This window comes from Cellulosilyticum sp. (assembly GCF_982396655.1).
Window position 1 is genome coordinate 1 of the sequence record NZ_CEVXFV010000001.1, and the last position, 24,655, is coordinate 24,655.

The window sequence follows — 24,655 nt, forward strand, 5'->3', positions numbered from 1 at the left end:
ATACATAAGCACCTACTGGTAACTTTCTTTTAGCTCCCATAATTTCTGTTGTTTCATATCCATTCCACTTTTTCATTTTTATATTTCTCCTCTTTTTAATAGTTCTCTTAAGTTGTAAATTAGTGTTTTATATATAAAGTCACCACTATAGGTGCTATCTTTCATAAAAGTAACATGCAAGTTATACCTTGCCTCAAAGGCTTTAAGGGTAGCCATAAAACGTTTTTTGTCATAACCTGTATTGTAGTTACCCAAAAGAATATCCTCATAACTCGCATTTTCTATGAGTAAATAAATCATCCCTTTTGCCCTCTGAAACTCTGCCTCGATACGCTCTCGCCCTTGCGTGAAATTACCACTTAACTCATTCAAATTAGCCTTGCGTTCTATGGCGCATGTGTTCTGCAAGTAATAGGGCTTGTGCAGGTGTGGTAAATCTACTTTGAGTGTATAATCTCCTGTGTCTACCTTTTCATAACAATAAGGTATTTTATGTCTGTCAAAATAACCTATAATGTGCTCACACTTCTGCTCTCTTGTATCCACTACCACAACAGCACGCTTTAAAATCTCGTTTATTTCTTTATCTGTGTACTTAAACATCCTAGTACTCCTCTAATACCTTCAAAACTGGCACAATGTCATTATCAATCTCATCTTCTTCAAAAGCTCCAAAGGGTGTTTTAGCTGTGGAATTATTGCTGTGTGTTTCAAAGATATATCTGCCATTCTTACATTTAGCCAGTAGTACCACATTAAATTTAGACTCCGGTACCAATTTATTCAGCTTCTTACCTGTGGTTTTCATACGTGTCCATGTATACCCATCATCCGTATGCTCTGTTTCACTGTGAGCTGTATAAATAATGGTTAAATCATCCCTTAAACTACTGACAATATCTAAAATGTTATAGACATACGTCACTAAATCCATCCACTTATCAAAGCCTTTCTCCTTAGACCTTCTCATTTCTTCGCCTACCATAATGCCATTTAAGGTATCTATTACAATGTATTTCATATCCGTTTTTTCACTGATTCCCTTCATAAGTGCTAAGACTTTATTAGGATCATCTGTGGCAATGTAATTTTTATTTTCGCTATTATATTGCTGCCTAAATCCACGCCATGCACTTTTCTTTTTATCTGCATCTATAAAATAAGTCTCCTGTGGATTTAAGTTTCTTAAAGACGTTGTTTTTCCTGCTCCTGATTCACCTATAATACATATTGCTTTAGCCATTACTATTCCTCCTAATACTTCTAGTACTTAATCTCTAATTCTTCTGATTTTACAACCACACCTAATCCATCTATCTCAAGCATTTCACCTGTTTGGGTGTCTATGATATTCTCATCTTCAATAACAAGATTCTTTTTAAAGTCAGCCCATTTAAAAGATAAGACTTCTTTCTTATTAATAAGCTCTTCTCTATTATTCTTCTGTGCCCACTCTAAGAGCTTAGTTGCATCTTTTTCAAAATCTAATTTAGATTTCTTCACTACCACATCTCCATTAATAAGCTGCACTTTTCTTTGAGTCTTTGTTTCACTTTGTGGTACTTGTTCAAATAGCTCTCTTAAATATCTTTCTTTTTCTTCCTTTTGAGCTTTAAAGTAAAATTGCTTTTCCTCAAACTTATCTTTTAATCTTTCAACTTGCATTTTAAACATGGCTTCTAGCTCTGCAATCTTTGTATCTAGTTCCATAATATCTTCAACTAAGTTATCCATTTCTACTTTTACTTCTAATGCTCTTTGATCTATATCTAATACTGCTTTTCTACTCATTGTCTTTCTCCTTTAAACCAATATCATCAAGTAATTTACACTTAATCACATATTGTGCTGCTAAAACATCTTCCTCACAAAGATAATCCATAACTTCTTTAAAAAGGCTTTTATATCTTTCAATCTTCCACTTCAATATTGCATTCTCTACTGTAAGCTCTGCGTGTTCATTTAATAGTTTGCTTGTAAATTCCATAGCCTTTCCTCCTACATCTCAAATAAGTATTCAATGCTGAGGTGTGGAAAATAAACCTCTTTAATTTGCATTGCTTCATTTAAAGTAAAGTGACTTTTCCCATTCATCTTACCTGAGATAGTTGCTTCTCTTACTTTTAGAAGTCTTGCAAAGTCTTTTGCTCGTACATTGTATCTACTCATTTCTGCTCTTAAGTTTCTTAACATTTCTTTTACCTACTTTCGTTTTTTAGTGCTGTGCTTTCGCTACAAGAACATAATAAAAGTTAAATTTGTACTGGGAATGAGCCGTTTTAAAGCCTTTTTTGAGCCGTTCTTGAACCTGATATGAGCCGTTTTTAAACCTTTTGTAAGCCATTTTTTAACCCTTTATGAAGGAATAAAAATGGTAAAAAAATAGAGCTAAGCATTTTATATGCTTAACCCTTCATATGCTGTGTTTTTAGCGATGTCTCATTTTAGCTAATGGACTGAAATTTTGATATCCTTGTCTAATATCTTCATCTGTTAAATCTAAATACGCTTTTTCTGTTACCTCTACGCTGCTATGCCCTAGTATTTGACTTAGTGTAAATATATTCCCTCCATTCATCAAGAATCTCTTTGCAAAATTATTTCTTAATGTATGTGGAGATACATTTTTAAGTTCTATTCTTTTGCAGTAATTTCTAAAATTCTTTTCGTAAATATGATTTGTAAATGGATTTCCTTTATGGGTTGTAAATAGGTACTCACTATTAGTATAAATATCTTTATATTTCAACCATCTCTTAAGGAGCACATTCATTTCATTTGAAAAGTACACCATTCTATCTTTTTTCCCTTTTGTGTTCTGAGCTGGTAAAAAAATAACCCTCTTTACTAAGTCCGCATCTTCTATCTTTATAAGTAGACATTCAGTAATTCGCATTCCTGTATCCATTAGTAAATTAGTTATTATATAATCTCGATACTCAACATATTTTGATAGATCAAAGACTCTAAGTAACATCTTAAATTGTGTATCTGTAATAAAGTCTTTTGCTCGTCTAGGATTATGTGCCTCTTTTATTTTCATTGCACAATTCTTCTTGACTAATTGAAATTCTACACAATAGGTTAAGAATGCTCTTATATTTCTTAAGTAATTGTTTACTGTACTCGTGGATACTCTCTTTCCTAAATCCGTTCTATTATGTGGCTTATTAATATTCTTTGTATATTCATCTGTAACTACTGTATATTTGCCTCTATTCTTCACATATGAAAGATACTCTACAACTATCTTTTCATTAACCTTTTTAATATCAGTAATCTTATGTGTATCCTCACAATACTTTGCAAACATCCTTAAAGTTTGTTCGTATGATTTAATTGTTTTTACCGACAAACCTTTGGTTCGACAGTATACTAAATAGTCTTCAATTTGAAAGAAAAACTCGTTAAACATGCAAAAATCCTCCTAATCATTGGTAACATATCTAACCAATAAATTAAAAGGATTTATAGCTTTTATCTTAAGAAATTTATCGGGTTTACTACCCTAAAATCTGCTATTAGTGCAATAAACGCGTAAAAGTGCATCTATTTGCAAATCGCTCTACCTCTTGTGGCTCAACACTTTATCCCACTTGCATTTCAAGGCGAAGTCTATCTGCAATTAGTGCGATGAATTCGCTATTTGTTGGTTTCCCTTTACCATTATTTACTGTATAACCAAATAACATATCGATTGTATCCATTTTACCTCTTGACCATGCAACTTCGATTGCGTGACGAATGGCACGTTCTACGCGGCTTGGTGTGGTGTTGTATTGTTTTGCAATATTAGGATAAAGTTGTTTCGTGATAGAGTTTAAGATATCCATATCATTAATAACCATAATAATCGCATCTCTTAAGTATTGATAACCTTTAATATGTGCTGGTACACCGATTTCATGAATTACACTTGTAACTTGTGTTTCTAAATTATGTGCTGTTGGCATACCTTTTGACTTTGGTAATAATTGTGTACTTGCTGCTGCAACTTGTACTGAAGCTGTAATAGGTGCTGTTACCTTGCTTACTGCTGTAGCTTTTAGCTGACGAATACGATTAATAAGTGTGTCCATGTCAAATGGTTTTACAATATAATATTCTGCACCTAAAGAAAGTGCACGTTCTGTAATCTTGTCTTGTCCTACTGCTGAAAGCATAATAAAAAGTGGTCGTTTTTCAAAAGTCATTGTTGCCACACGTTCTAATACCCCAATACCATCTAAATAAGGCATAATAACATCCAATATTACAATATCTGGCTGTTCTTCTTCAATAAGTGTACAAGCCTCTTCACCATTAGCTGCTACATTCACAACTTCCATATCTTCCTGTCTATTTATAAATTCTTTTAAAATATCAGAAAAGTCCTTATTATCATCTGCAATTAGTATTTTCATTTTTGACTCTAACAAAAATATCCCCCCATTAGCTTATATTTTTAATTTTTATAACATTTATACTATTCATTATACCCTATCATAAAAAAAAATCAATACCAATATTTGTAATATTTATTTTATTTTTACATATATTTCTATCTTTTATCATTATTAAGCATATTCTCAATAAAAATTCCATATCCTCGCGTAGGGTCTTGGATAAATACATGGGTCACAGCACCGACTAATTTGTCATCTTGTATAATAGGACTACCACTCATTCCTTGCACAATGCCGCTTGTTAATGACAAGAGTTTTTCATCTGTGATTTTAATTACCATACCTTTTGAAGGCGCGCTACTATACTTTGTAACCTTTTGAATCTCAACGTCATAACGCTGTGGTCCATCTTGGGTTAAATCAGCTAAAATACTTGCTTTTCCCTCATGAACTTCATCTTGAAAAGCAATAGGCATTGGTGAAAAACTAAGCTCTTCTGTAAAACTGTCATTTAACGTCCCAAATATACCTAGCGGCGTATTATCTAAAACTTCTCCATAAACATCTTTATCATAATCTATAATACCACTTATTTCTCCTGGCTGCCCTTTTGCCCCTTTTTTTATTTGCGTGATATTTGTATTTACAATATCTCCTTCTCGAATAGGCATTAATTTTTTTGTTTCTGAATCGGTAATCCCATGCCCTAATGCCCCAAATTCACCTGTTTTAGGTGCTACATAAGTAATGGTGCCTATTCCTTGTATACTATCTCTAATCCATAACCCAATTTTATAAACATCATCTGAAGGAGAATACATAGGTGTAAGTGTTTCTTCTATTATTTCATCATTACGCTTTAATGTGACTTTAATAGGTTTGCCTTTAGATGCCTCTACAGCTTTCTTTAAATCCTCTTTTTCTTCTAATGCCTTATCATTACAGCTTAAAATAATATCACCAGGTTCTATAATTCCCTTACAAGGTGAACTATTCTTGCCATCGGTCTCAAAACTTCCCACACCTAAAACTAAAATGCCGTCCATATTGACACGAATACCTACAATTTCGCCACAGGGAATGACCTCTTCATAAGGTACAGCTTCTACTGATACTGTCTTGAGTGGAATAAGGCCAAAAAATGAAAGCTTTACATCCAAACTCCCTTCATCCTCTACCCGCATATAAAAAGGTTTACTTAAATTGACATTATCATTCTGTATAGGTGTATGGTCTGCGTTTTCAAGCTGCAAGGTAGTATCGCTCTTAAAACTCGCCCTAAAAGGAATTGAGAAATTAAATAAATGTTCTTCTCCTGCAACGATACGGACTTGTGTAGGCAAACAAAAATATGAGATTAAAAAAGGACCACTAATCATAAGCGTGATCACAATTGTTATAATGCTTATAAAGATAAGCTTTTTGCCTCTTGATTTCATGTATTCACATCCTACTTTTTTCTACTGTCATATTTTTAAGTTAACCTTTTTGCAAGGCATTTATACAGTTTAGAGAAAAATATGTTGAAAATATAAAAAGCTACTCTAGGTAGGATGAAATTTCCTTCCCTAGAGTAGCTTTTTGGTGTTATATTTATTTAACATGTTTGTTTGTAGTGATTTGCTAACGTTTTGATTTCTGCCGCGCTTTGAAGGGTATTTTGCGTAACAATTCCCCCCATCAGTCTACAGAGCTCTTCATGAATTTTTTCTTCAGTTAATTCTTCTAAGTGCGTTGTAGTACGCTCACCATCTACACACTTCTCAATGAGATAGTGTGTATCGCCCATAGCAGCAATTTGTGGTAAGTGGGTAATACATAAAACCTGACGGTCTTTTGCAATCATTGCTAGCTTCTCAGCCACTTTCTGTGCAGCAATCCCACTAATACCTGTATCAATCTCATCAAAGATGACTGTACTAATCGTATCGCCCATTACAAGCACTGTTTTAATCGCTAGCATTACCCTTGAAATCTCTCCACCTGAGGCAATTTTTGAAAGTGGGTGTAAATCATCACCTAAGTTGGTACGAATTAAGAATTCCACTTCATTTTGCCCATGCATATTGAAGGTATCTAGTTCATTAATAGCTACTTCAAATTTAGCATATGGCATTTGAAGATCATGTAAATGTCCATCAATCGCCACTTCTATTTTCTCAGCAATTTCTTTACGTCCTTTAGAAAGCACTGCTGCAAGTTCACCTAATTTATGTTCTAGATTTTCACGTTCTTCTAGTAAACGCTCTTTATTTTGCTCACCATCTAGAAGCTCTTCTAATTCTTTTTCACATTCTGTTTTATAAGCTAAAATTTCTTCAATGGAATTACCATATTTTTGTTTTAGACGATAAATTACATCTAAACGATTTTGAATTTCTAAAAGTAATTCAGGTGAATATTCTACTTCATCTGTATAGCGTCTAATCTGATAAGTAGCATCTTGAAGTTCTGCTTGGATAGATAAAAATTGATCATACAAACTTCTAATTTCAGCTGTAATATCACTAATGTCTTGGAGTGCATGAATTGCTTGTCCTAAAAGCAAAGTAGCACTTGCTTCGCGCTCTCCATCTAATAAATTATAAGACTTTTGACACTGTACCATGATTTTTTCTGCATGAGAAAGTACCTCGTATTGTTCCTTAAGATCTTCTTCTTCATGGGGTTTTAAGTTTGCTGCCTTAATCTCTTCTATTTGGAAACTGAGCATATCACGCATTTGCAAACGCTTACGATCATTATCTCCAATCTTATCCAGAGCAGTTTTTACTTCTTGCCAGCGCTCATAGGTCTTTCGATAGTCGTCTTTTACTGCTATGAAATCTTTTTCTCCAAAGCTGTCTAAAAGTCTTATATGTGTTGCAATATCTAGTAAAGATTGAGGTTCATGTTGTCCATGAACATCTATAAGTAATGTTGAAAGTTCCTTGACCACCTGACGCGTAGATGTTGTGCCATTGACCTTATAGTACGTACGCCCTGATTGATAAATACCTCTTTCAATGACAATCTCCTCATCCTCATAAGGAATACCCTGAGTCTCTAGGTACTTCAGTGCCATGCCCACTTTATCTTTAAATCCTAAAATAACAAAGGCATAATCTTGTCCTTTTCTAATAATTTGCTTAGAGGTGCGATTACCTATAGCAAATTGAATCGAATCAATAAGCATAGATTTACCAGCACCTGTTTCACCACTAAATATATTTAGTTTAGGATTAAGGCTGAGTTGTACCTCCTCAATAAGGGCAATATTATTAGCTTTTAAATAGGTTAACACCGTTAGATTGCCTCCTTAAATTTAAGAATTTAAAATATCTTTAAATTGATTCATAACTTCTTCAATATGATCTAAATGCTTTACTGCACAGAAAATCGTATCATCTCCTGCAAGTGTGCCTACAATCTCACTAAAGTTAAAAGCATCAATTGCAGAGGCAACTGCATTTCCCATACCTGTCAAAGTTCGAATAACAACAATATTGCCTGCATAATCCATGCTTACAAAAGCATCTTTGAAAACACGAATAACCTTTTCAGATACTTGCTGCTCAAAGTTAGCTAATGCTACATATTTTTGTCCACCACTGCGACTTGCTACTTTCGTAAGCTTAAGTTCACGAATATCTCTTGAGACAGTGGCTTGTGTGACACTAAAGCCTTCATTTTCTAATGCTTGTGCTAAATCTTCTTGTGTTTCTATATCTTTTTTTTGAATCAGTCCAAGTATTGTAGACTGTCTTTGTTCCTTCATTCCCATAATGTTATCGCCTTCTTTCTACCATCTTATCCCGTAATATATCAAAAAATTTGCGATCTGAGCATTTAATAAGTTTTGTTACATAAGGTGATTTTTCTATTTTCACTACATGCTGCGGTGTTAAATACATTTTCAGCTTACCATCAATACTAAGTGCCATGCTCTTATCATGATCTTCTAGCGTTCTAATCTCTACTATATCTTCTTTGGAAACAATAATAGATTTTGAATATAGCGTATGTGGACAAATAGGTGTAATCACATAAGTATTTGCCCCTGGCAGTACAATAGGACCACCCGCTGATAAATTATATGCTGTAGAACCTGTAGGCGTTGAAATAATAATACCATCTGCTGGATAGATATCACATAACTCCTTGTTCACACTAATTTGGAAGTCTACAATACGTGCAAAATTCCCTCTTGTTACATTAATATCATTAAGTGCATGAAATACTTGTACATCTTCACCTGGGCCTGTTACCGTTGCACGAAGCATCATACGCTCATCAATGGTATATTCTTCATTTAATATTTTCTTAAGTGCCACTTCCATCTCTCTTACTTCAATATCTGCTAGAAAACCTAAGCGTCCTAGATTGACACCAATGATTGGTACATTTTGCTTACACGCATCTTCCGCTACACCTAAAATCGTCCCATCACCGCCAATGGCAATAATGCAATCACAGTGACGGTATAGATTCACGCCTTCTAAAACGCCAACCTTTGTCTGAAGTACCCTTGCCACTTCATCCATGGCATATACTTCTAGACCTTCTTTTTCAAGCCAAGCTGCAATTTGTTCTGTAATACGAAAATCCTTATCCTTAAACCTATTAGGAATAATGCCTACACGCTTCATCATATCCCCCCGTTATTTATAGACTTTGATGTGATGCTGTTACAATATCATAAATTACCTTGTCTTTATCTGCTGTATAATCTTCTGTTTGCTTTTTACTTAAGTGAATAAGATATTCAATATTTCCTTCAGGTCCTTTAATAGGTGAAAAATCTAAGCCTAATACACCAAAGTTTAACGTTTTTGCATAATCCCATACATTATGGATTACTTGTTCATGTACTTTTGGATTTCTAACAACGCCATGTTTTTCAACTTGCTCTCTACCAGCTTCAAATTGTGGCTTAATGAGTGCGACAACTTCTGCCTCACTGCTTAAGAGCAAACTAACTGGCTGTAATACTTTAGTCAGTGAAATAAATGAAACGTCAATTGAAGCAAATTCAATGTCCTCTTCTAAGCGGTCTCTTGTTAAATAACGAATATTTGTTTTTTCCATGCAGACAACTCTAGCATCTTGTCTGAGTTTCCAAGCAAATTGCCCATAACCTACATCCACAGAATACACTTTAATCGCACCATTTTGTAACATACAATCTGTAAAGCCACCAGTTGATGCACCTACATCCATACATACTTTATTTTCTAAAGTAATCTCAAAATTAGCCATCGCCTTTTCTAATTTCAAACCACCACGACTTACATATTTCATCTTTTCACGTACTTCAATCGTACTACTACGTTTCACTTTAAGCCCGGGTTTATCTTCTCTTTGTCCATTGACAAAAACAACACCGGCCATAATATATGCTTTCGCGCGTTCTCTCGATTCTGAAAGCCCTCTTTCAAAAATAAGCACATCAAGTCGCTCTTTGCTATCTAGTATTTTCTGGTCAATTACAACCTCTACTGTTTCTGCTGCTAGAGCTTTCTCTAATGCTTGTTGTTCTTCTTCTCTGCCCTTCATCTATTTACTCGCTTTCTTTAATATGCTCTAAAATTTTTGCTGTTAAGGATTTTGCATCTAAGCCTTCGCGTACAAGTACAGCACTTACTTCACCATGTGAAATCATACCAGTCTCATAGCCAAAAGCTTTCCCTTTAATCGCGTGGCTTTGCATCATAAGATAAGCAAAGATGCTTTCACCAAATCCGCCTTCTAGTATACCATCTTCTAAAGTGAAGAGATAGTCGTAGTGCTGAGCTACCTCATCTAATCCTGCCTTGTCTAATGGGAATAAACAAGGTGCTTCAATAACTGCCATATGGATGCCTTCATCTTCTAATAAGCTGCTAATCTCTAAGGCAGTTTGCATACTACGCCCACTACTTAGAATAGCCATAGTATTGCCTTGTTTTAAGGTTTTCAAACAAGTCCATTCATCACAGTTTTTAAATGCCTTATCAATCTGACTGCCACCTCTAGGATAACGAATAGCCACTGGTGCCTCAAGACTTAAGGCATAACGCATAGCTGATTCCATCTCTTCCGGCATTTTAGGTGATAAGATTGTCATGTATGGCATGTTTTTAAGGAAGGCAATATCATAAATACCTTGATGTGTCGACCCATCCTCGCCTACAATCCCTGCACGGTCAACACCTAAAACAACAGGTAATTTTTGAAGACATACGTCATGTAAAATTTGATCATAAGCACGTTGTAAAAACGTAGAATATATGGCCACAAACGGATGATAACCACTGCTTGCCATTCCTGCTGCAAAAGTCACTGCATGCTGCTCTGCAATCCCTACATCAAAGAAATGTCTTGGATAACGTTTAGAAAACTCTAAAAGTCCCGTACCTTCTGGCATTGCCGCTGTAATGCCCACTACTTTTGGATTATCTACTACAAGCTTACACATGGCATCACCAAAGGCACCTGAGTAAGTCCCTGCGCCACCTTTTTTTAGGCTTTCTCCTGTCGCAATGCAAAATGGTGCTACGCCATGAAAACTACTTGGTTTTTCTTCTGCAATGCGGTAGCCTTTGCCTTTTTTGGTTTTCACATGAATTAAGATAGGCCCCTTCATTGATTTCACATTTTCAAAAAGATGAATGAGTTCTTCTAAATTATGCCCATCTACTGGCCCTAAGTAAGTAAAGCCTAATTGCTCAAATAAAGTATTTTGAATCATAAAGCTTTTTACGCCTTCTTTAGTACGTTTAAGTGTCTGTACCATATGATCTCCTACTACGGGGACCTTATGTAGTACATCTTCTACATCTGCCTTAACGCGTAAATAATCTTGACTTGAACGTAAATGATTTAAATATTTGCCTAGTCCTCCTACATTTTTAGAAATAGACATTTCATTATCATTTAAAATAACGATTAGATTTGAACCACCACGTCCAGCATTATTGAGTGCTTCAAAGGCCATTCCACCTGTTAAAGCGCCATCCCCAATAATAGCAATGACTTCATTATCTTCGCCAGCTAAATCTCTGGCCTTCGCCATCCCTAATGCTGCTGAAATAGAGGTAGAGCTATGACCCGTTTCAAAAACATCATGTTCACTTTCACGGCGTTTAGGAAAACCACTCATGCCACCTATTTGTCGCAAGTTTTTAAACTCTTTTCTTCTTCCTGTGAGGAGCTTATGTACATAAGCTTGATGGCCCACATCCCATATCATCTTATCTTTGGGTGAATCAAATACATAATGAAGTGCTAGGGTGAGTTCCACAACACCTAAGTTAGACGCTAAATGTCCTCCTGTTTTTGACAAGGATTGCACCAAAAAGCTTCTTGTCTCTTTTGCTAATTGCTCAAGTTCCTTTGCATTTAAATTTTTTATATCATTTGGGCTATGAATCTTCTTTAGTAACTCTAGCATATTCATTCCTCTTTCTTTTCTTAATATTTCTCTCTATTTTATATTGACTATTATCTACGCTATAGGATACATACTTTCCTAGTCTACAAAAAATGACAACCCCTATTAGATTGTCATTTTATACTTTGTGCCTGTTAAATAATTTTTTAAGATGATAAATTATAAGCCCTACATAATAGACAATATACCTGGCGCGTTCTATAGCAAAGCTTTTTCCTAAAGCCTTTCCCCCAACTGTAAGGGCTGCTACAAATCCGCTCATTGCAATAGATAATATAACTGATTTTATGCCAAAACCTTCTTCTATAGCGAGTACAATAGCTGTGGCTGTACTTCCTGAAATAATACCAGCAATATCACCAATTACATCATTCATCAGATTAGCCACCATAGGTGCATTACGGACAAGCATAATACTCTCCTTTGCCCCCTTCACCTTTGAAGCGGCCATGGAATGAAAGCTTACTTCATCCACCGAAACAACCGCATTACCAATTCCATCAAATAATATCCCAATGAGGATAATCATAATCAGCATCAAGAATGCAATTAGTAATGGCACATCACTTAATAAAACTTCAAAAATGTAACTAAAAAGCGTAGCAATCACGAAGGTTACACCTATCGTAAGCCCCAATGATTTTGCTGTTTGCTTCTTAACTTTTACCTTCTTAAACTTTATCTTTTTTGGCATAAATGTACTCCTTTACGTCGGCTGATCACCCACTTCTCAAAATATAAGATAATAATGATTGTAAATTTTGTGGCATATAGTCTAGCAGGTTTTCCCAAGTAAGTACTTCTTTGTCGCCAAAGTAGCGGTTTCCCTTTAAACCTACCTCAAGAAATAAATGCAAAGTGCACCTATCTCTCACGCCAGATCGCCTTAATAACCACACTGTAATCCAATCACGATTTCCCTAAAGAACGGTCTAGGAGTTTTCCTCAAAACAATCTGAAATGCTCCTATCCTCTTTTGCGAATCAGGTTTCTATCAACAATAGGCTAGACTTTTTGGCCGAAAAGACTAGCTGTAAATTGATGTCCCCCCTCTTCACTCAAGGCAGGCTACACTACCCACAGCTAACACCGCATGGTAGGTTTAATCCTAAGTCGTACATCATCCCCTATGAGGATGTGCACAAGCATAGGTCTCCACGGTAAAAGGGTCAACGCCCATATGCCCTTATGGATCGCCCTCAAACCTTAACCCCCAGTATCAGCCCATAGCGGGGCGCTACAAGCCAACACCAGGAACTTCATCGATATGCCCTAAAACGGATTTTTAGGCCCGTCTTCAAAGCATCTCAGATTGACTAGAATACCGCATCTTATTTTTTGAAAAGCGCGTCATCAGCCGCTTTTAGAACATTATAACAATAAGCCTACGTTTTTTCAACGTTAGGCTTTACATGAATGCTAAAAGGCCAATGACAATCCCTAAGATACAACCTGCTGCCACTTGAAGTGGTGTATGACCTAAAATCTCTTTAAGGCGCTGTTCAGCATTTAAATTAGGGTCCTCTAATACTTTTATAATCTGATTAATCATTGCCGCTTGTTTTCCAGCTTGAAGCCTTACATTGGCTGCATCATACATAACGATGAAGCTTAATACTGCTGCAATGGCAAAGTAACTACTATCATAGCCATTCACCTGTCCTATGCCTATAGCCAGTGCTGTTACAAAGGAACTATGTGAACTTGGCATTCCCCCTGATGAAATAAACTTTCTAAAGTCTATTTCATGTTCATGTACCAGTGTAATAATAAATTTTAAAAGTTGGGCAATAAACCAACTTAAAATTGCTACACCTAGAATTTTATTTGCAAATAATCCTGCAATACCATTCATTCATCCACCCTCAATTTCTTCTTGTAATAAGCTGTAACGCAATTTCTCTCAATATTTTTGTGTCTCCACTAACATGATCTAGCACTTTAATTGCCTTTTCAGTAAGTGTCTTTGCAATCTCATAGCATTCTTCTACAGAATAAAAAGTAAGGTACGTTGTTTTATGATTTTTACTATCACTTTGAATTGGTTTTCCTAGCTCTTCCATTGTTGATGTTTCATCTAAAACATCATCTATAATCTGAAATACTTTACCGATATACTGACCATAGGCTTCTAAAGCGGCAATTTCCATCGGTGTGCCATGACCTAATATTGCACCCATTTTAGTGGCTGCTGCTAAAAGTGCACCTGTTTTATTAAGATGGATACGATCTAATGTGTCTAAATCAATCGTCTTATTCTCACTTGCCATATCTAATATTTGTCCGCCAACCATACCTTGTGCACCACTGGCATGACTTAACACATGCGCTGCACGTACCTTGGCCATATCTTCGGATACAAGTGCATCCTCCAACATTAGATTAAATGCCTCGGTTAATAAAGCATCACCCGCTAAAATAGCTGTAGCTTCATCAAATTTTTTGTGATTTGTAAGTTTTCCTCTACGATAATCATCATCATCCATAGCAGGTAAATCATCATGAATCAGTGAATACGTATGAATCATTTCAATGGCACATAAAAATTTTCCAATATCTTCGTTGCCACCGACGCTTTCATAAGCAAGCTGCATGAGTACTGGTCTAATACGCTTGCCCCCTGCTTGTAAACTATAATTCATCGCTTCATATAGTCTTCTGAAATCATCCATCGGACCCATTGGTAAAGCCTTTTCTAGGTAATCATTAACTTGTGCCTTATAGAATGCATAATCTTTCTCCAAGCCTAATCCCCCTGTTCTATTTTGTGATATTGTCCCTGTTCATATACATAGATTTCTTGCTCTGCCTTTGTGAGAATCTCATTGCAAAAAGCTGCAAGGTCCATTCCTTTTTTGTATTCTTTAATGCTTTCTTCTAAAGTGATATCGCCACTTTCAAGACGCTTTACACTTTCTTCTAAGGCTAAAAGTGCTTCTTCAAAGTTTTTTGCTGGTTTTCTAGCCATTGTTTTCTTCCTCCTTGCATCGCTTTGCCGGTTTCTTGCCTTTAGTCCTATCATATGTGCTGCTTACACTTGCACTGAAACTACCATCTGCCACAGTAATTTTAAGCTGGTCTTCTACTTTTATATCGTTCACAGACTTTACAATATTTCCTTTAGAATCCTCTACAAGTGCATAGCCTCTTTTTAAAGTATTTAGAGGTGAAAGCTTTTCTAACTTCTGCAGTGCAATTTCATACGCCTTGCTACTTTCGTGCACCTTTTTCGTAAAACCATAATTAATCGCTTGCATGAGGTGATCTACTTCTTGCATTTTATTTTTGTAAAATAAATCTTTTCTTGCGTAAATCGGTCTACTTGTTAAGTACTCAAGCTGGCTACGTGCATTCTTTAAACGTGCATTCACCGTATATTGCATATTTTGCATAGTACGCCCTATACGTGTCTCTAGTTCCTGTTTAGAAGGAATAACAATTTCTGCTGCTGCTGAAGGTGTCGCTGCTCTTTTATCACTTACAAAATCAGAGATGGTAAAGTCTATCTCATGGCCTACAGCAGATACAATAGGAATTTCTGATTCAAAAATTGCCCATGCCACTGCTTCTTCATTAAAAGCCCATAAGTCTTCTATAGACCCACCACCTCTGCCTAGTATAATTACATCTACTTTTTTTTCTATATTTGCAAGTCTTATGGCCTCTACAATCTCACCTACTGCATATTCCCCCTGTACATGTACAGGATAAATATAAAGCGGAATACTTGCACAACGTCTACTAGCAACTTGTCTAATATCCTGAATTGCTGCACCCGTAATGGATGTAATAACACCTACACGTCCTGGAAATGCAGGTATCTGTCTTTTATATTTTTCGTCAAATAAACCTTCACCGGCAAGTTTCACCTTAAGTGCTTCAAATCTTTCATATAAGACGCCCATACCTTGTTTTTCAACGTCTTGTACATAGGCTTGATAAACACCTGTCTTTTCATAAATGGTAATACGCACACGAGCATATATTTTCATACCTTCTGCTAGTCTAAAAGAGAGCCTTTTAGCATCTCTTTCAAACATCACAGCATTAATACTGGCTCTTTCATCTTTAATTGTAAAATAAACATGTCCTGAATGATGATATTTACAGTTTGAAACCTCACCTTGAAGCCATAGGTCATTAAGCATATAGTCTTCTTCTATGAGGTGACTGACATAACGATTCACTTCCCATACAGATACAATTTTTCTTTTCATTCTAAGCCTCTACTTTTCTTAAGCCTCTATCTTTTAAGCTTCTACTTTCTTAAGTACACTTCCTAAAACACCATTAATGAATTTAGGTGATTTTTCTGTACTATAAGCTTTTGCAATTTCAAGTGCTTCATTTACAGCTACTTTATGTGGTACATCTGTATATTTAAGTTCATAAATTGCAAGTCTTAAAATACTAAGGTCTACCTTAGCAATACGACTGATGCTCCAGTTTGTTGCTGATTCAATAATCGCTGCATCAATTGCTTCTTTATGTGCTAAAATGCCATAGTAAGTCTCTTCAATAAATTGAAGAAGCCCTTTATTAACATGTTCTGTTTCTTTTAACATTTCAATTTTTTCGTTATAGAGACGGTCACAATCTTGTTCTTCATGGAATGTCCCTTCATATAACATTTGCATAATAAGTTCTCTCGCACTACGTCTAGTCATTTTTTCCTCCTAATACTTCCTCTTACTCTTCTTGACCTTTATCAAAACTTACACCTACTACGTGTACATTAACTGATACAACTTGTAAGCCAGTCATTGTTTCAACTGAGTTTTTGATTTTTTCTTGAATTTCTAAGCATACTTTATGAATTTTAACACCGTATTTTACAATAACAGCTACATCTATGAAAACTTCAGCTTCACCAACTTCTACTTTGATGCCTTTAGATTTCTTTTTACCACTAATAGCTTGTACAAAATCTGCCTTGCTTGGAGCAGTACCTACTACACCTGCAACTTCTAAAGTAGCAATTTCTGCAATTACTGCAATAACATCGTCCGCAATTTGAACTTGATCCATCTCACATGTTGTCTCTAGTCCTACGATTTTTTGTTCGTCCATCTTAATACCTCCTATAGCAATAGCTTCATACTTATGTTCCTATTATATACAAAAAAGATAAGCGTTGCAATTTTATTTTAATTCCCCCTTAGAAAAAAAAGGAAACCTTACTTAAAAGTATCGCTTATTTTATGATAAATATTCATCTCACCATACATTTCCTTATCTTCCATGCCCTAACTTCACCCACAACACTAACCATTCATCTGCTACAAATAACTCCCTTTTTAATCAATAATGAATAACACATAAATTAAAAGTACCTAATGAAAAGTAAATTCTCATTAGGTACTTTTAGGCTTTCTTCACTTTTTACGCTTATTATCTATTTCTCACTCTTAATCGTGGAATTAAGTGGTGTAATCTTAATCTTACCTACGCTATATCCTGTCTTACGATTAACGATTTCTTCAATTTGTGCAATATCAGAATCTGTTAATTCGCTCTTACTGATGACGACATCTACGCCATCATCATCAATACGTACATAGACTTCTTTAAATCCTTTTGCACGAAGAAGTGCTTCAGCGCTGCTTTCTTTTTCAATACGTTCTTGAATCTCAAGTAAGTTCTCTGCTGCCTTTGCCTTAGTTTCTTGGTCTAAATTTTCATTTGCTACATATTGTGTAAGCTTTTCTACTTGTGACGCACGACTTTGGTCACGAAGTAATTTTTCTTCGGCAAAGTAATCTGTATCTGCACTTTGAGCTGAGGCTTGATTAGTATTAGCAGCTGCAGTAACTTCGCTTGTTACAGGTTCTTTCTTTGTAATAAGTGCTTGAAAACCTTGGCCACCTTGTTCTTCATCTTCTGGAAGTACCGCATCGTCATTTAAATTAAATGTCTGGTCTGTTTCATTTTGTGCTACCTCGTCAGTTGCTGCTGCTTGATTCTTGTCACCTTCCACCCCATTAGATAAAGCTTCTTCACTTTGACCATTAGCAGCATCATAAGGCTCAAAGAAGTCCTCTTCTTCTGGTAGATTTTCTGCATTAAACGTAGTATTATCCACTAAATTCATAGGCGTATTACTACTAGGTTCTTGTGTGTTTAGATAGGCTGCAATAGCAATCATAAACACCAAAACCGTAATAATGATTTGATTTCTCTTGACATTAAACATTCCTTTTTCCCCCTAGCATTGTTTTTTTAATACTGAAACTTTATGTACTGGAACATCTAGCAAGCTCGCAACAGCTTCTGTAATTTCACTTCTTACGACGCTATCATCTGCTCCTTCAGCTAATATAAGTACCCCTTTAATCTCTGGTTTATTTTCTTTGATTACATAAGGAGTATTGCCACTTTGAAGCACAACCTGATGATTACTACTTATATTTTGGCTACTTCTAGTACCTCCTGCCTGGTCCTTTTCATCTGTTTGCTGGCTGCTCTCATTTTTATCTTCTGCAAGTACCTTTTCCTCATCGGAATATGTTGTTACCATCACACTTACCTGTCCAACCCCCTCCATTTTCGTTAAAATAGAAGCAAGTCTCTTTTCAATTTGCTGTTCATATGTTGCATCATCATTTGCTGCCTCTTTTACTGCTTGTACGGGTGTTACCTTTTTGCTATTGTTGCTACCAGGCAGTGGCATAAATGTTAGTAAAATACCGACTACCGCCACGCCGATAGCAATTAATAAATATTTCTGCTTCTTACTATCTTTTGTTGCTTCTTGAATTTTACCTTTAACCCCCACATGCGTCCCTCCTTAATTCTTTTGTACTGTAATATATATATTACAGTCTTGTACGTTATAGAAGTTATTAAGACAAGTTTTTATTTTATTTTTTAATTTTTCTTCATCACCATCTACTGTATCGCTTTTATTACCAATATGTATGGGGGCAATTTCAATCACTGATTGTGCTTTGCCATCCCCTACCGTAATATAAATATCTTTCATCTCCATCTCTTCATCACAAGTTACTTCTACATTTGTCACTTCTATTTGTAGTTGTTCTTCCAAAACACTTTTCATGCCTTGCTCATAAATTTCTTTTAAGCTCTCTTGCTGCTTATCAAGTTGCTGTTTATAATCACCTGTTACCTTGTCACCTGAAAGTCCTAACTGTCTTTCATATCTTTGAATATATGCTTCATAGCTTTCACCACCCGATGGCAAAATGGCTATAATCGGTTTTAACAAGGTATAAACTAAAATACAGCCTAAAACAAGTTTAATGTACTTACGATGATCCGTATCTGGAAAGACCATTTCAATCACAATTACAAATAACATCATCCAAATAAGTAACTGCATATATCCTCTTATCTGCTCCATACTTTATGCCACCTCTCTTCTAAACTACTTGGCCGCCTACACTCATGCAAATCACCAAGACGACAATACATAGTACCGTTACAATTCCTACAGCACTCATAATGAACTGACAGCCTTTAGAAAGCTTCGTGGCAATATTAGCCATCTTTTTATCACCTATAGGTTCAATGACTGCACCAGCTACTTGATAAACAATAACGTAAGCAAGTATTTTAATAAGTGGAATACTTACAATGACTATAATCCAAAAAATCACTGCAATAGCAAATGTATTTTTAATAAGTCCTAATGCACCTGTAACAAATTCTAATGCACCACTGGTGGCATTTCCGACTACCGGAATAAAAGCTGCAGCAAGTTTCAAGGTAGATTTCTTAAGTGCGACATCTACATAAGGAAGCGTCATACGATAAACACCTAATAACGAAATACTGACACCTACAATCGTTACTAGCACCCATTTAATCCCTTTATAAAAAAGTTTAATAAACTTATCAATTTTAAATTCGCTGCTCATGGTACTTACAACCTCTAGAATTACTACTGAAATAATGCAGGGTAGTACCAAATATTGTACAATGCTACTCATTAAATCAAGTGTCCCTACAATAACCGGTGCCATAGCTGTTGTGGAACTAATATAGCCGGTAGTTGCCATAAATGCTAATAATGTTGGCAAACATACATACATTACCTCACACAACTGTTTAATTGTTGTTTGTGCCAAATTAACCATCACTTGAAAAGATTGCACTACACTTAAAATAATGACCATATAACAAACAAAGAAACCTATTTTACTTGTGGCCTTTGTTTTAAAAGAGGTCGTTAGCACCTGTAATAAATTACATAGTAAAACAATTAATATAAATCTGGCACCAATCTGAACAAACATCCCAACTTCTTCAAAAAGACTTTTACCTATTAAATTTAAAACACCACCTACGGTTAACTCTTTTTCACCTTTTAAAAGTGCTGTCATTTCATCCTTTAAGCTAAAATCTTTATCTCCCGGAAGTGCCGTTTGAAGCTGATCCTCCAGATTTTCAATCTGTTCCCAATTAAAAAGCCCTACGCCATAATCAATGACATCCTGTTGCCCTGTGTCTTCCGCTTTAGTGGAAATCATGCACAATATAAAGCTTAGGAAAATCACAATAATTAGGCAAACGATTTTCTTTTGTCTCATGCCCATCCTACCTTTCTACTTAGTTTTTTTTGCTTTCACTACAGTAGATTGGCAATCATATCTACTAATGCAAAAATAACAGGTGAGGCGACCACAAAAATCATAACTTTCCCTGCAAACTGCACTGCATTTCCTAAAGCCTCCTCATTAGCATCCTTACACAGTTGATAGCCAAACTCTGCTAAATATGCTATCCCCACTACTTTAAGTACAATATTTAAATACAAATTATCCATCTTAATACGTGCCGCCAAATCATAAATAATTCGAAGGACACTACTAAGCTGCGTCGCAATGAAAACCATTAAAATAACAACACCCGCTAAACGAATGTAAAATTCACTGCCATATGTATCCGTTTTAGTAAATAGCTTAATAAGTAACGTAGTGGCCACTGCAAAACTCACTAATCTTACAATCTCCATATAAACCTCCCCTTAATAAGCTTTTATCTTTAAAATGTAAACATCGTCTCCACCACTTGAAAAAGTTGTCCCACATGTTGTGCTACTACATAAAGCGCCATAACAACACCAACTACTGTAATCGGCAAAATCACCTCATCTGCCCCTGCTTTCTTAAGGAGCGTATTAATAATGGTAATACAAATGCCTAGACCAGCTAATTTAAAAATCACATAAATATCAAACATTTTTATGCCTCCTCTTTCCTACTTCTTAAACTCTATATCAAAAAAATACTAATACAAGCGCCTATAAAAAAGCCTAGATATTTATTAAGCTTTGTATTTTTATCATAATGCTGCTTTGCGTCTAATGTCCTTGCCTTGAGGCTTGCTATAACCATCTCAATATTCTTTTCCTGCATCTCTTTATCTAGATAACCACAAGCTTTACCAAAACCATTTAAAACACTGTAGTCTTCCTCCTTCAAATAAAGATTCTGCTTTTCTTCCTCAATAGCGTTTTGCCACATTTCCTCTATATTCCAGGAAGTCTTCTCAGCCATTTGTTTTTCAAAGTTCCCAAAAACCTTGCCTACATCACGGCTTGCAAAACGTATGACAGCTTTACAAGCTTCTCTCAAAGGTGTCAGCTGATAGTCAATGTCTCTTTTTAAAAGTTCAAAGATATAAATAAAATTTTCAAGTTCCTTGATACGCTTTCTTTCCCATCCATCTATGATAAAACCGCTTACGGTACATCCTAGTAAAATAAAGCTAATCCCTATAAGTTTCACCTTCTCCACCTCCTCCTTTGTGTCTTCTTATATCTTTTCTCACCTATGACTTCTAGATTTTAATAATCTCTTCAATGGTACAAGGCCCCTTATGATGAGATAAAATTATAACTCTTTCAAATGCACCTTCTTCAAGTAGTTGCTTTAAAAGGGGCTTCTTTTTACACTCATCTAAGTCTCTCCCATGTACCGTACATAAGATGCTCACCCCAGCACAAAGCATTTCTTCTATCGCCCCCACATCCTCTCCCTTGCCAATCTCATCAACTGCCACCACATCAGGTGCCATAGAACGTAGTAACATACGCATGCCTTCTACTTTAGGACAATTATCTAAAATATCTGTTTCAGGTCCCAAATCATTTTGCGGTGTCCCTAGATAACACGCACCAATCTCGGAACGTTCATCTACTACACCCACTGTATACGGACCAAATCCCGAGAAACCATAACTAAGCTGACGGATTATGTCTCTTAAAAGTGTCGTTTTACCACATCCTGGTGGGGAAACAATCAAGGTGTGATACACTCTATTTTTCCCTACAATATAAGGCATTACGCTACTTGCACACCCTATCACTTCATGGGCAATACGTATATTCATGCCACTAATATATTTCAGCGTCTTAATTTCATTATGTTCAAGTACTGCTTTTCCAACGATTCCTATTCGGTGCCCCCCCTCAATAGTAATAAAGCCCTGTTTGATTTCATCTTCTAAAGCATACAAAGAAAAATCACTAATACACTTCAAGATGTTTTCCATATTTTCTCGTTTCACCTTATATCCTTTATGCAATGCTGTCGTGACACCCTTTTCATTCAAACCATACTTCTGACCATTTATACGCAGTATAATAGGTTGGTTCATACGCAGTCTGATTTCTTGTAATGTCTTAAAAACTTCAGGTGAAATATGCTCTAGCATTTCTCTTAAAGGGCTCGGCATCTTTTGAATAAATCGTTCTCTTTCCATACCCTCTCCTCCTTTGTAAGCCTTGCGATATTCTAATATATGCAAACCTAGGACGAGCTAGAACAAAAAAAAGCATTTTTAAATCTAGCGTGCTCCTAGTTCACTAGATTTAAAAATGCTTTCATAAGCGTTATTCCTTTTTCTTTTCCTGCTCTCCATCTGGCAAAGTCTGCACCACTAATTGCGTCGGTGTATACAATGTATTGTCATCAGTTAAGTAACCTTTGCCCAGTACCATATCATATCCTATTAAATTCAGTTTATCATAATAATCTTCATCTGATTTAAAAAGCTTTTGTGCGCTGCCTATTATTCCTTCTGGTAAATGATAGGCTTCAAATAAACTAGGATAAAGTGTATACGCTGGTTTCGGTGCATCCTTTGATACAATGCCTTCTGGTATTGATTCATTACTTACAATGAAAAACGGTACCTCATAGCGTGGATATGTTGAATCGGCTGTAATCACATCCATTGTCGGAATATGATCTCCATAAACAACCAAAACAGTAGGTTCTTCATTAGATTGCACAAAGTTTATTAACTTTCCAATCATTTTATCTGCTTCATGAAGCCGGTCCACGTAATCCTGTACTTGACTTACTGCATCCTTCCCCACATTACCGCTCACTTTAATCTCCTTATTTTCAGAGACATAATCATAATGATAACTAGAGTGTGTCCCAACCGTAACAGCAAATATAAAGTCTAGTTCAGAGGTCTCCTTTAAAGTCTTTTCAATATAAGGCAAGAACACTTCATCCTTTGGCCAATCTCCCATATATGTCACATTTTCCATACCTTCTAGTGGAATAAATTGTTTGAAGCCCAATTTATTATAATTTTCACTGCGATTATAAAAGGCACTATTATTATTATGCATAGCCGTTGTATAGTATCCTGCTTTTCTTAGAAGTTGTGGGGCAGATTCAAGGCCTCTATCATCTAACTTGCGGCTTGTATAAGGTACTTCCGCTGGAAACAGCTCCGCAATACGAATACCTGTTAAAATCTCAAACTCCGTCCTTGCTGTATTAATATCTGGCATTTGTAATATTCCACCATTTTTTCCTTCAATAAAGGGACGCATATAAGGAATTGGGTCCTTATCGTAAGTCACGCCCTTTAAACTATATGGATCAATGAATGACTCTACTTGTAAAAAGATAATGTTAGGTTTTGCACGCCCACTTTCATCTTGCTTGTTTATATCTTCTTCAAGCGTTTTCTTCAATACTTCCATACGCCCTTCATCATAGTTCTCAGGCACATAACCTAATTGACTCTCATATGATGCTAAGAAACTATATAAAAAGCCATCTTCTTCATAATCCTTAGTAATATCCTCATTTTCTTGCTGGCGACGTGCTTCTTCTATTTGTGTCACTTTTTCTACAGGTGTTATACGTTCACGCATTTCTTCTAACCGCTTAAGTTTTTCTTTGATACGCTGTAAACTTATACTTTCATCATCTGTGGCTATTGTCTCTTCTTCCTCAGATAATATTTCATTAATGTTTTGTGCAATTTCGTCTGCTTTTTGTACTTCTATGATAGCTACTGTATTTAAAATCACTATCACTGCCATGAAGGTAACCAAAATTTTAGGATGACGTATTTCTGAATGAAACTTATAGCTATTGACTAAAAATAACGTAGCCCCTAAAACAAGTCCACCTATAATAATAACAAGCGGCATAGATACATATTTATTGGCAATAGTAAGTCCATCTTTTAAAATAAAAAAATCAGCCCATCTTAAAGGCAATCCTCGAATCACTAGCATAATTCGATTGGCATATGTCAGTCCTATTAATGTAATACTAAACGTATTAAATACAAACAGCATCTTATGAAAAAGAACGCAAGGTGCTGTTACAATAAGTACAATAAGATAATTTAATAAAAATACATCCATATGTTGTAATAAATAAAGACCACGTGTTTTCAATGAGGTTGCACTAATACATTCAATTGTTATATATAACAGTAAACTAAGGCTCATCCATAATTCTATTCGTTGACCAGCATTTCTATATCTATTTTGATCTTCCATCTTTTTCACCCATGCTCCTCAAATTTACAATAAAGTGCATTTTTTGCCACCTAAATTAAAAAAGCAGCTGGCGTATAC

Annotated in this window: 29 protein-coding genes; all 29 read right to left on the bottom strand. The window is 35.6% G+C overall.

Features of this window, described 5'->3' with window-relative positions; genetic code table 11:
* Positions 1 to 78 precede the first annotated feature (78 nt).
* Positions 79 to 603 (bottom strand): ERCC4 domain-containing protein, encoded by a 525-nt coding sequence (locus tag AC1VAQ_RS00005; protein ID WP_479903341.1) that lies wholly within the window; start codon positions 601 to 603, stop codon positions 79 to 81.
* Between the two features lies 1 nt (position 604).
* Positions 605 to 1,243, bottom strand: coding sequence for an AAA family ATPase (locus tag AC1VAQ_RS00010; protein ID WP_479903342.1), 639 nt, complete (start codon positions 1,241 to 1,243; stop codon positions 605 to 607).
* A 20-nt stretch (positions 1,244 to 1,263) separates the two neighbouring features.
* Positions 1,264 to 1,791, bottom strand: coding sequence for a host-nuclease inhibitor Gam family protein (locus AC1VAQ_RS00015; protein WP_479903343.1), 528 nt, complete (start codon positions 1,789 to 1,791; stop codon positions 1,264 to 1,266).
* The gene (locus tag AC1VAQ_RS00020) at positions 1,784 to 1,987 is read right to left on the bottom strand and encodes a hypothetical protein (RefSeq protein WP_479903344.1); all 204 of its coding nucleotides are present in this window, start codon (positions 1,985 to 1,987) and stop codon (positions 1,784 to 1,786) included. The genes AC1VAQ_RS00015 and AC1VAQ_RS00020 overlap by 8 nt, the downstream gene beginning before the upstream one ends.
* A gap of 11 nt (positions 1,988 to 1,998) precedes the next feature.
* Positions 1,999 to 2,193 (bottom strand): helix-turn-helix domain-containing protein, encoded by a 195-nt coding sequence (locus AC1VAQ_RS00025; RefSeq protein ID WP_054744137.1) that lies wholly within the window; start codon positions 2,191 to 2,193, stop codon positions 1,999 to 2,001.
* A gap of 235 nt (positions 2,194 to 2,428) precedes the next feature.
* Complete coding sequence (locus AC1VAQ_RS00030) at positions 2,429 to 3,415, bottom strand: tyrosine-type recombinase/integrase (RefSeq protein WP_479903345.1); 987 nt, start codon at positions 3,413 to 3,415, stop codon at positions 2,429 to 2,431.
* Positions 3,416 to 3,587: 172 nt separating this feature from the next.
* Positions 3,588 to 4,403: a sporulation transcription factor Spo0A gene (gene spo0A, locus AC1VAQ_RS00035; RefSeq protein WP_334306972.1), complete on the bottom strand. Its 816-nt coding sequence runs from the start codon at positions 4,401 to 4,403 to the stop codon at positions 3,588 to 3,590.
* Positions 4,404 to 4,540: 137 nt separating this feature from the next.
* Positions 4,541 to 5,824 (bottom strand): SpoIVB peptidase, encoded by a 1,284-nt coding sequence (spoIVB, locus tag AC1VAQ_RS00040; RefSeq protein ID WP_303243887.1) that lies wholly within the window; start codon positions 5,822 to 5,824, stop codon positions 4,541 to 4,543.
* A gap of 158 nt (positions 5,825 to 5,982) precedes the next feature.
* Positions 5,983 to 7,668, bottom strand: coding sequence for a DNA repair protein RecN (recN, locus tag AC1VAQ_RS00045; protein WP_303243888.1), 1,686 nt, complete (start codon positions 7,666 to 7,668; stop codon positions 5,983 to 5,985).
* A gap of 21 nt (positions 7,669 to 7,689) precedes the next feature.
* Positions 7,690 to 8,142 (bottom strand): arginine repressor, encoded by a 453-nt coding sequence (gene argR, locus AC1VAQ_RS00050; RefSeq protein WP_302600089.1) that lies wholly within the window; start codon positions 8,140 to 8,142, stop codon positions 7,690 to 7,692.
* Positions 8,143 to 8,152: 10 nt separating this feature from the next.
* Complete coding sequence (locus tag AC1VAQ_RS00055; protein WP_303243889.1) at positions 8,153 to 9,013, bottom strand: NAD(+)/NADH kinase; 861 nt, start codon at positions 9,011 to 9,013, stop codon at positions 8,153 to 8,155.
* A 16-nt stretch (positions 9,014 to 9,029) separates the two neighbouring features.
* Positions 9,030 to 9,920, bottom strand: a complete 891-nt coding sequence (locus AC1VAQ_RS00060; protein ID WP_302600087.1) for a TlyA family RNA methyltransferase — start codon at positions 9,918 to 9,920, stop codon at positions 9,030 to 9,032.
* 4 nt (positions 9,921 to 9,924) lie between these two features.
* Positions 9,925 to 11,796: a 1-deoxy-D-xylulose-5-phosphate synthase gene (gene dxs, locus AC1VAQ_RS00065; protein ID WP_303243890.1), complete on the bottom strand. Its 1,872-nt coding sequence runs from the start codon at positions 11,794 to 11,796 to the stop codon at positions 9,925 to 9,927.
* A gap of 118 nt (positions 11,797 to 11,914) precedes the next feature.
* A complete protein-coding gene (locus AC1VAQ_RS00070) occupies positions 11,915 to 12,490 on the bottom strand; it encodes a hypothetical protein (RefSeq protein WP_302599259.1) in 576 nt (191 codons plus the stop codon).
* A 714-nt stretch (positions 12,491 to 13,204) separates the two neighbouring features.
* Positions 13,205 to 13,651 carry a divergent PAP2 family protein gene (locus tag AC1VAQ_RS00075; RefSeq protein WP_302599260.1) on the bottom strand — a complete coding sequence of 149 codons (447 nt, stop codon included), beginning with the start codon at positions 13,649 to 13,651 and terminating at the stop codon, positions 13,205 to 13,207.
* Positions 13,652 to 13,661: 10 nt separating this feature from the next.
* Complete coding sequence (locus AC1VAQ_RS00080) at positions 13,662 to 14,540, bottom strand: polyprenyl synthetase family protein (protein ID WP_302599261.1); 879 nt, start codon at positions 14,538 to 14,540, stop codon at positions 13,662 to 13,664.
* 2 nt (positions 14,541 to 14,542) lie between these two features.
* Positions 14,543 to 14,764, bottom strand: a complete 222-nt coding sequence (gene xseB, locus AC1VAQ_RS00085; RefSeq protein WP_302599262.1) for an exodeoxyribonuclease VII small subunit — start codon at positions 14,762 to 14,764, stop codon at positions 14,543 to 14,545.
* Positions 14,757 to 16,013 (bottom strand): exodeoxyribonuclease VII large subunit, encoded by a 1,257-nt coding sequence (gene xseA / locus AC1VAQ_RS00090; protein ID WP_479903346.1) that lies wholly within the window; start codon positions 16,011 to 16,013, stop codon positions 14,757 to 14,759. Before xseA ends, xseB begins: the two co-directional genes overlap by 8 nt.
* A gap of 33 nt (positions 16,014 to 16,046) precedes the next feature.
* Positions 16,047 to 16,463 (bottom strand): transcription antitermination factor NusB, encoded by a 417-nt coding sequence (nusB, locus tag AC1VAQ_RS00095; protein WP_302599265.1) that lies wholly within the window; start codon positions 16,461 to 16,463, stop codon positions 16,047 to 16,049.
* Positions 16,464 to 16,485: 22 nt separating this feature from the next.
* Entirely contained in the window at positions 16,486 to 16,866 is a 381-nt protein-coding gene (locus tag AC1VAQ_RS00100) for an Asp23/Gls24 family envelope stress response protein (RefSeq protein ID WP_302599267.1), read from the bottom strand.
* 325 nt (positions 16,867 to 17,191) lie between these two features.
* Positions 17,192 to 17,989 carry a SpoIIIAH-like family protein gene (locus tag AC1VAQ_RS00105; RefSeq protein ID WP_302599268.1) on the bottom strand — a complete coding sequence of 266 codons (798 nt, stop codon included), beginning with the start codon at positions 17,987 to 17,989 and terminating at the stop codon, positions 17,192 to 17,194.
* Positions 17,990 to 18,001: 12 nt separating this feature from the next.
* Positions 18,002 to 18,571 carry a stage III sporulation protein AG gene (locus AC1VAQ_RS00110; protein WP_302599269.1) on the bottom strand — a complete coding sequence of 190 codons (570 nt, stop codon included), beginning with the start codon at positions 18,569 to 18,571 and terminating at the stop codon, positions 18,002 to 18,004.
* A 12-nt stretch (positions 18,572 to 18,583) separates the two neighbouring features.
* Positions 18,584 to 19,156 carry a stage III sporulation protein AF gene (locus AC1VAQ_RS00115; RefSeq protein ID WP_302599270.1) on the bottom strand — a complete coding sequence of 191 codons (573 nt, stop codon included), beginning with the start codon at positions 19,154 to 19,156 and terminating at the stop codon, positions 18,584 to 18,586.
* Positions 19,157 to 19,175: 19 nt separating this feature from the next.
* Positions 19,176 to 20,345 carry a stage III sporulation protein AE gene (locus AC1VAQ_RS00120; RefSeq protein ID WP_479903347.1) on the bottom strand — a complete coding sequence of 390 codons (1,170 nt, stop codon included), beginning with the start codon at positions 20,343 to 20,345 and terminating at the stop codon, positions 19,176 to 19,178.
* Positions 20,346 to 20,383: 38 nt separating this feature from the next.
* Positions 20,384 to 20,770: a stage III sporulation protein AD gene (spoIIIAD, locus tag AC1VAQ_RS00125; RefSeq protein WP_302599272.1), complete on the bottom strand. Its 387-nt coding sequence runs from the start codon at positions 20,768 to 20,770 to the stop codon at positions 20,384 to 20,386.
* 29 nt (positions 20,771 to 20,799) lie between these two features.
* The gene (spoIIIAC, locus tag AC1VAQ_RS00130) at positions 20,800 to 20,997 is read right to left on the bottom strand and encodes a stage III sporulation protein AC (RefSeq protein ID WP_302599273.1); all 198 of its coding nucleotides are present in this window, start codon (positions 20,995 to 20,997) and stop codon (positions 20,800 to 20,802) included.
* A 32-nt stretch (positions 20,998 to 21,029) separates the two neighbouring features.
* Entirely contained in the window at positions 21,030 to 21,545 is a 516-nt protein-coding gene (locus tag AC1VAQ_RS00135) for a stage III sporulation protein AB (RefSeq protein WP_302599274.1), read from the bottom strand.
* Positions 21,546 to 21,597: 52 nt separating this feature from the next.
* On the bottom strand, positions 21,598 to 22,521 hold the full coding sequence (gene spoIIIAA / locus AC1VAQ_RS00140) for a stage III sporulation protein AA (protein ID WP_302599275.1): 924 nt from the start codon (positions 22,519 to 22,521) through the stop codon (positions 21,598 to 21,600).
* A gap of 130 nt (positions 22,522 to 22,651) precedes the next feature.
* A complete protein-coding gene (locus AC1VAQ_RS00145; RefSeq protein WP_302599284.1) occupies positions 22,652 to 24,577 on the bottom strand; it encodes an LTA synthase family protein in 1,926 nt (641 codons plus the stop codon).
* Between the last annotated feature and the right edge of the window lie 78 nt (positions 24,578 to 24,655).

What these genes read in the sequence shown, in the direction of transcription:
- AC1VAQ_RS00055 (WP_303243889.1), bottom strand. Translation starts at nt 9,013, where the DNA reads ATGAAGCGTGTAGGCATTATTCCTAATAGGTTTAAGGATAAGGATTTT.
- AC1VAQ_RS00020 (WP_479903344.1), bottom strand. Translation starts at nt 1,987, where the DNA reads ATGGAATTTACAAGCAAACTATTAAATGAACACGCAGAGCTTACAGTA.
- AC1VAQ_RS00075 (WP_302599260.1), bottom strand. Translation starts at nt 13,651, where the DNA reads ATGAATGGTATTGCAGGATTATTTGCAAATAAAATTCTAGGTGTAGCA.
- xseB (WP_302599262.1), bottom strand. Translation starts at nt 14,764, where the DNA reads ATGGCTAGAAAACCAGCAAAAAACTTTGAAGAAGCACTTTTAGCCTTA.
- xseA (WP_479903346.1), bottom strand. Translation starts at nt 16,013, where the DNA reads ATGAAAAGAAAAATTGTATCTGTATGGGAAGTGAATCGTTATGTCAGT.
- AC1VAQ_RS00005 (WP_479903341.1), bottom strand. Translation starts at nt 603, where the DNA reads ATGTTTAAGTACACAGATAAAGAAATAAACGAGATTTTAAAGCGTGCT.
- argR (WP_302600089.1), bottom strand. Translation starts at nt 8,142, where the DNA reads ATGAAGGAACAAAGACAGTCTACAATACTTGGACTGATTCAAAAAAAA.
- spoIIIAD (WP_302599272.1), bottom strand. Translation starts at nt 20,770, where the DNA reads ATGGAGATTGTAAGATTAGTGAGTTTTGCAGTGGCCACTACGTTACTT.
- spoIVB (WP_303243887.1), bottom strand. Translation starts at nt 5,824, where the DNA reads ATGAAATCAAGAGGCAAAAAGCTTATCTTTATAAGCATTATAACAATT.
- spoIIIAA (WP_302599275.1), bottom strand. Translation starts at nt 22,521, where the DNA reads ATGGAAAGAGAACGATTTATTCAAAAGATGCCGAGCCCTTTAAGAGAA.
- dxs (WP_303243890.1), bottom strand. Translation starts at nt 11,796, where the DNA reads ATGCTAGAGTTACTAAAGAAGATTCATAGCCCAAATGATATAAAAAAT.
- AC1VAQ_RS00060 (WP_302600087.1), bottom strand. Translation starts at nt 9,920, where the DNA reads ATGAAGGGCAGAGAAGAAGAACAACAAGCATTAGAGAAAGCTCTAGCA.
- AC1VAQ_RS00105 (WP_302599268.1), bottom strand. Translation starts at nt 17,989, where the DNA reads ATGTTTAATGTCAAGAGAAATCAAATCATTATTACGGTTTTGGTGTTT.
- AC1VAQ_RS00070 (WP_302599259.1), bottom strand. Translation starts at nt 12,490, where the DNA reads ATGCCAAAAAAGATAAAGTTTAAGAAGGTAAAAGTTAAGAAGCAAACA.
- AC1VAQ_RS00115 (WP_302599270.1), bottom strand. Translation starts at nt 19,156, where the DNA reads ATGGAGCAGATAAGAGGATATATGCAGTTACTTATTTGGATGATGTTA.
- AC1VAQ_RS00145 (WP_302599284.1), bottom strand. Translation starts at nt 24,577, where the DNA reads ATGGAAGATCAAAATAGATATAGAAATGCTGGTCAACGAATAGAATTA.
- spo0A (WP_334306972.1), bottom strand. Translation starts at nt 4,403, where the DNA reads ATGAAAATACTAATTGCAGATGATAATAAGGACTTTTCTGATATTTTA.
- spoIIIAC (WP_302599273.1), bottom strand. Translation starts at nt 20,997, where the DNA reads ATGTTTGATATTTATGTGATTTTTAAATTAGCTGGTCTAGGCATTTGT.
- AC1VAQ_RS00025 (WP_054744137.1), bottom strand. Translation starts at nt 2,193, where the DNA reads ATGTTAAGAAACTTAAGAGCAGAAATGAGTAGATACAATGTACGAGCA.
- AC1VAQ_RS00010 (WP_479903342.1), bottom strand. Translation starts at nt 1,243, where the DNA reads ATGGCTAAAGCAATATGTATTATAGGTGAATCAGGAGCAGGAAAAACA.
- nusB (WP_302599265.1), bottom strand. Translation starts at nt 16,463, where the DNA reads ATGACTAGACGTAGTGCGAGAGAACTTATTATGCAAATGTTATATGAA.
- AC1VAQ_RS00015 (WP_479903343.1), bottom strand. Translation starts at nt 1,791, where the DNA reads ATGAGTAGAAAAGCAGTATTAGATATAGATCAAAGAGCATTAGAAGTA.
- AC1VAQ_RS00100 (WP_302599267.1), bottom strand. Translation starts at nt 16,866, where the DNA reads ATGGACGAACAAAAAATCGTAGGACTAGAGACAACATGTGAGATGGAT.
- AC1VAQ_RS00030 (WP_479903345.1), bottom strand. Translation starts at nt 3,415, where the DNA reads ATGTTTAACGAGTTTTTCTTTCAAATTGAAGACTATTTAGTATACTGT.
- AC1VAQ_RS00120 (WP_479903347.1), bottom strand. Translation starts at nt 20,345, where the DNA reads ATGAGACAAAAGAAAATCGTTTGCCTAATTATTGTGATTTTCCTAAGC.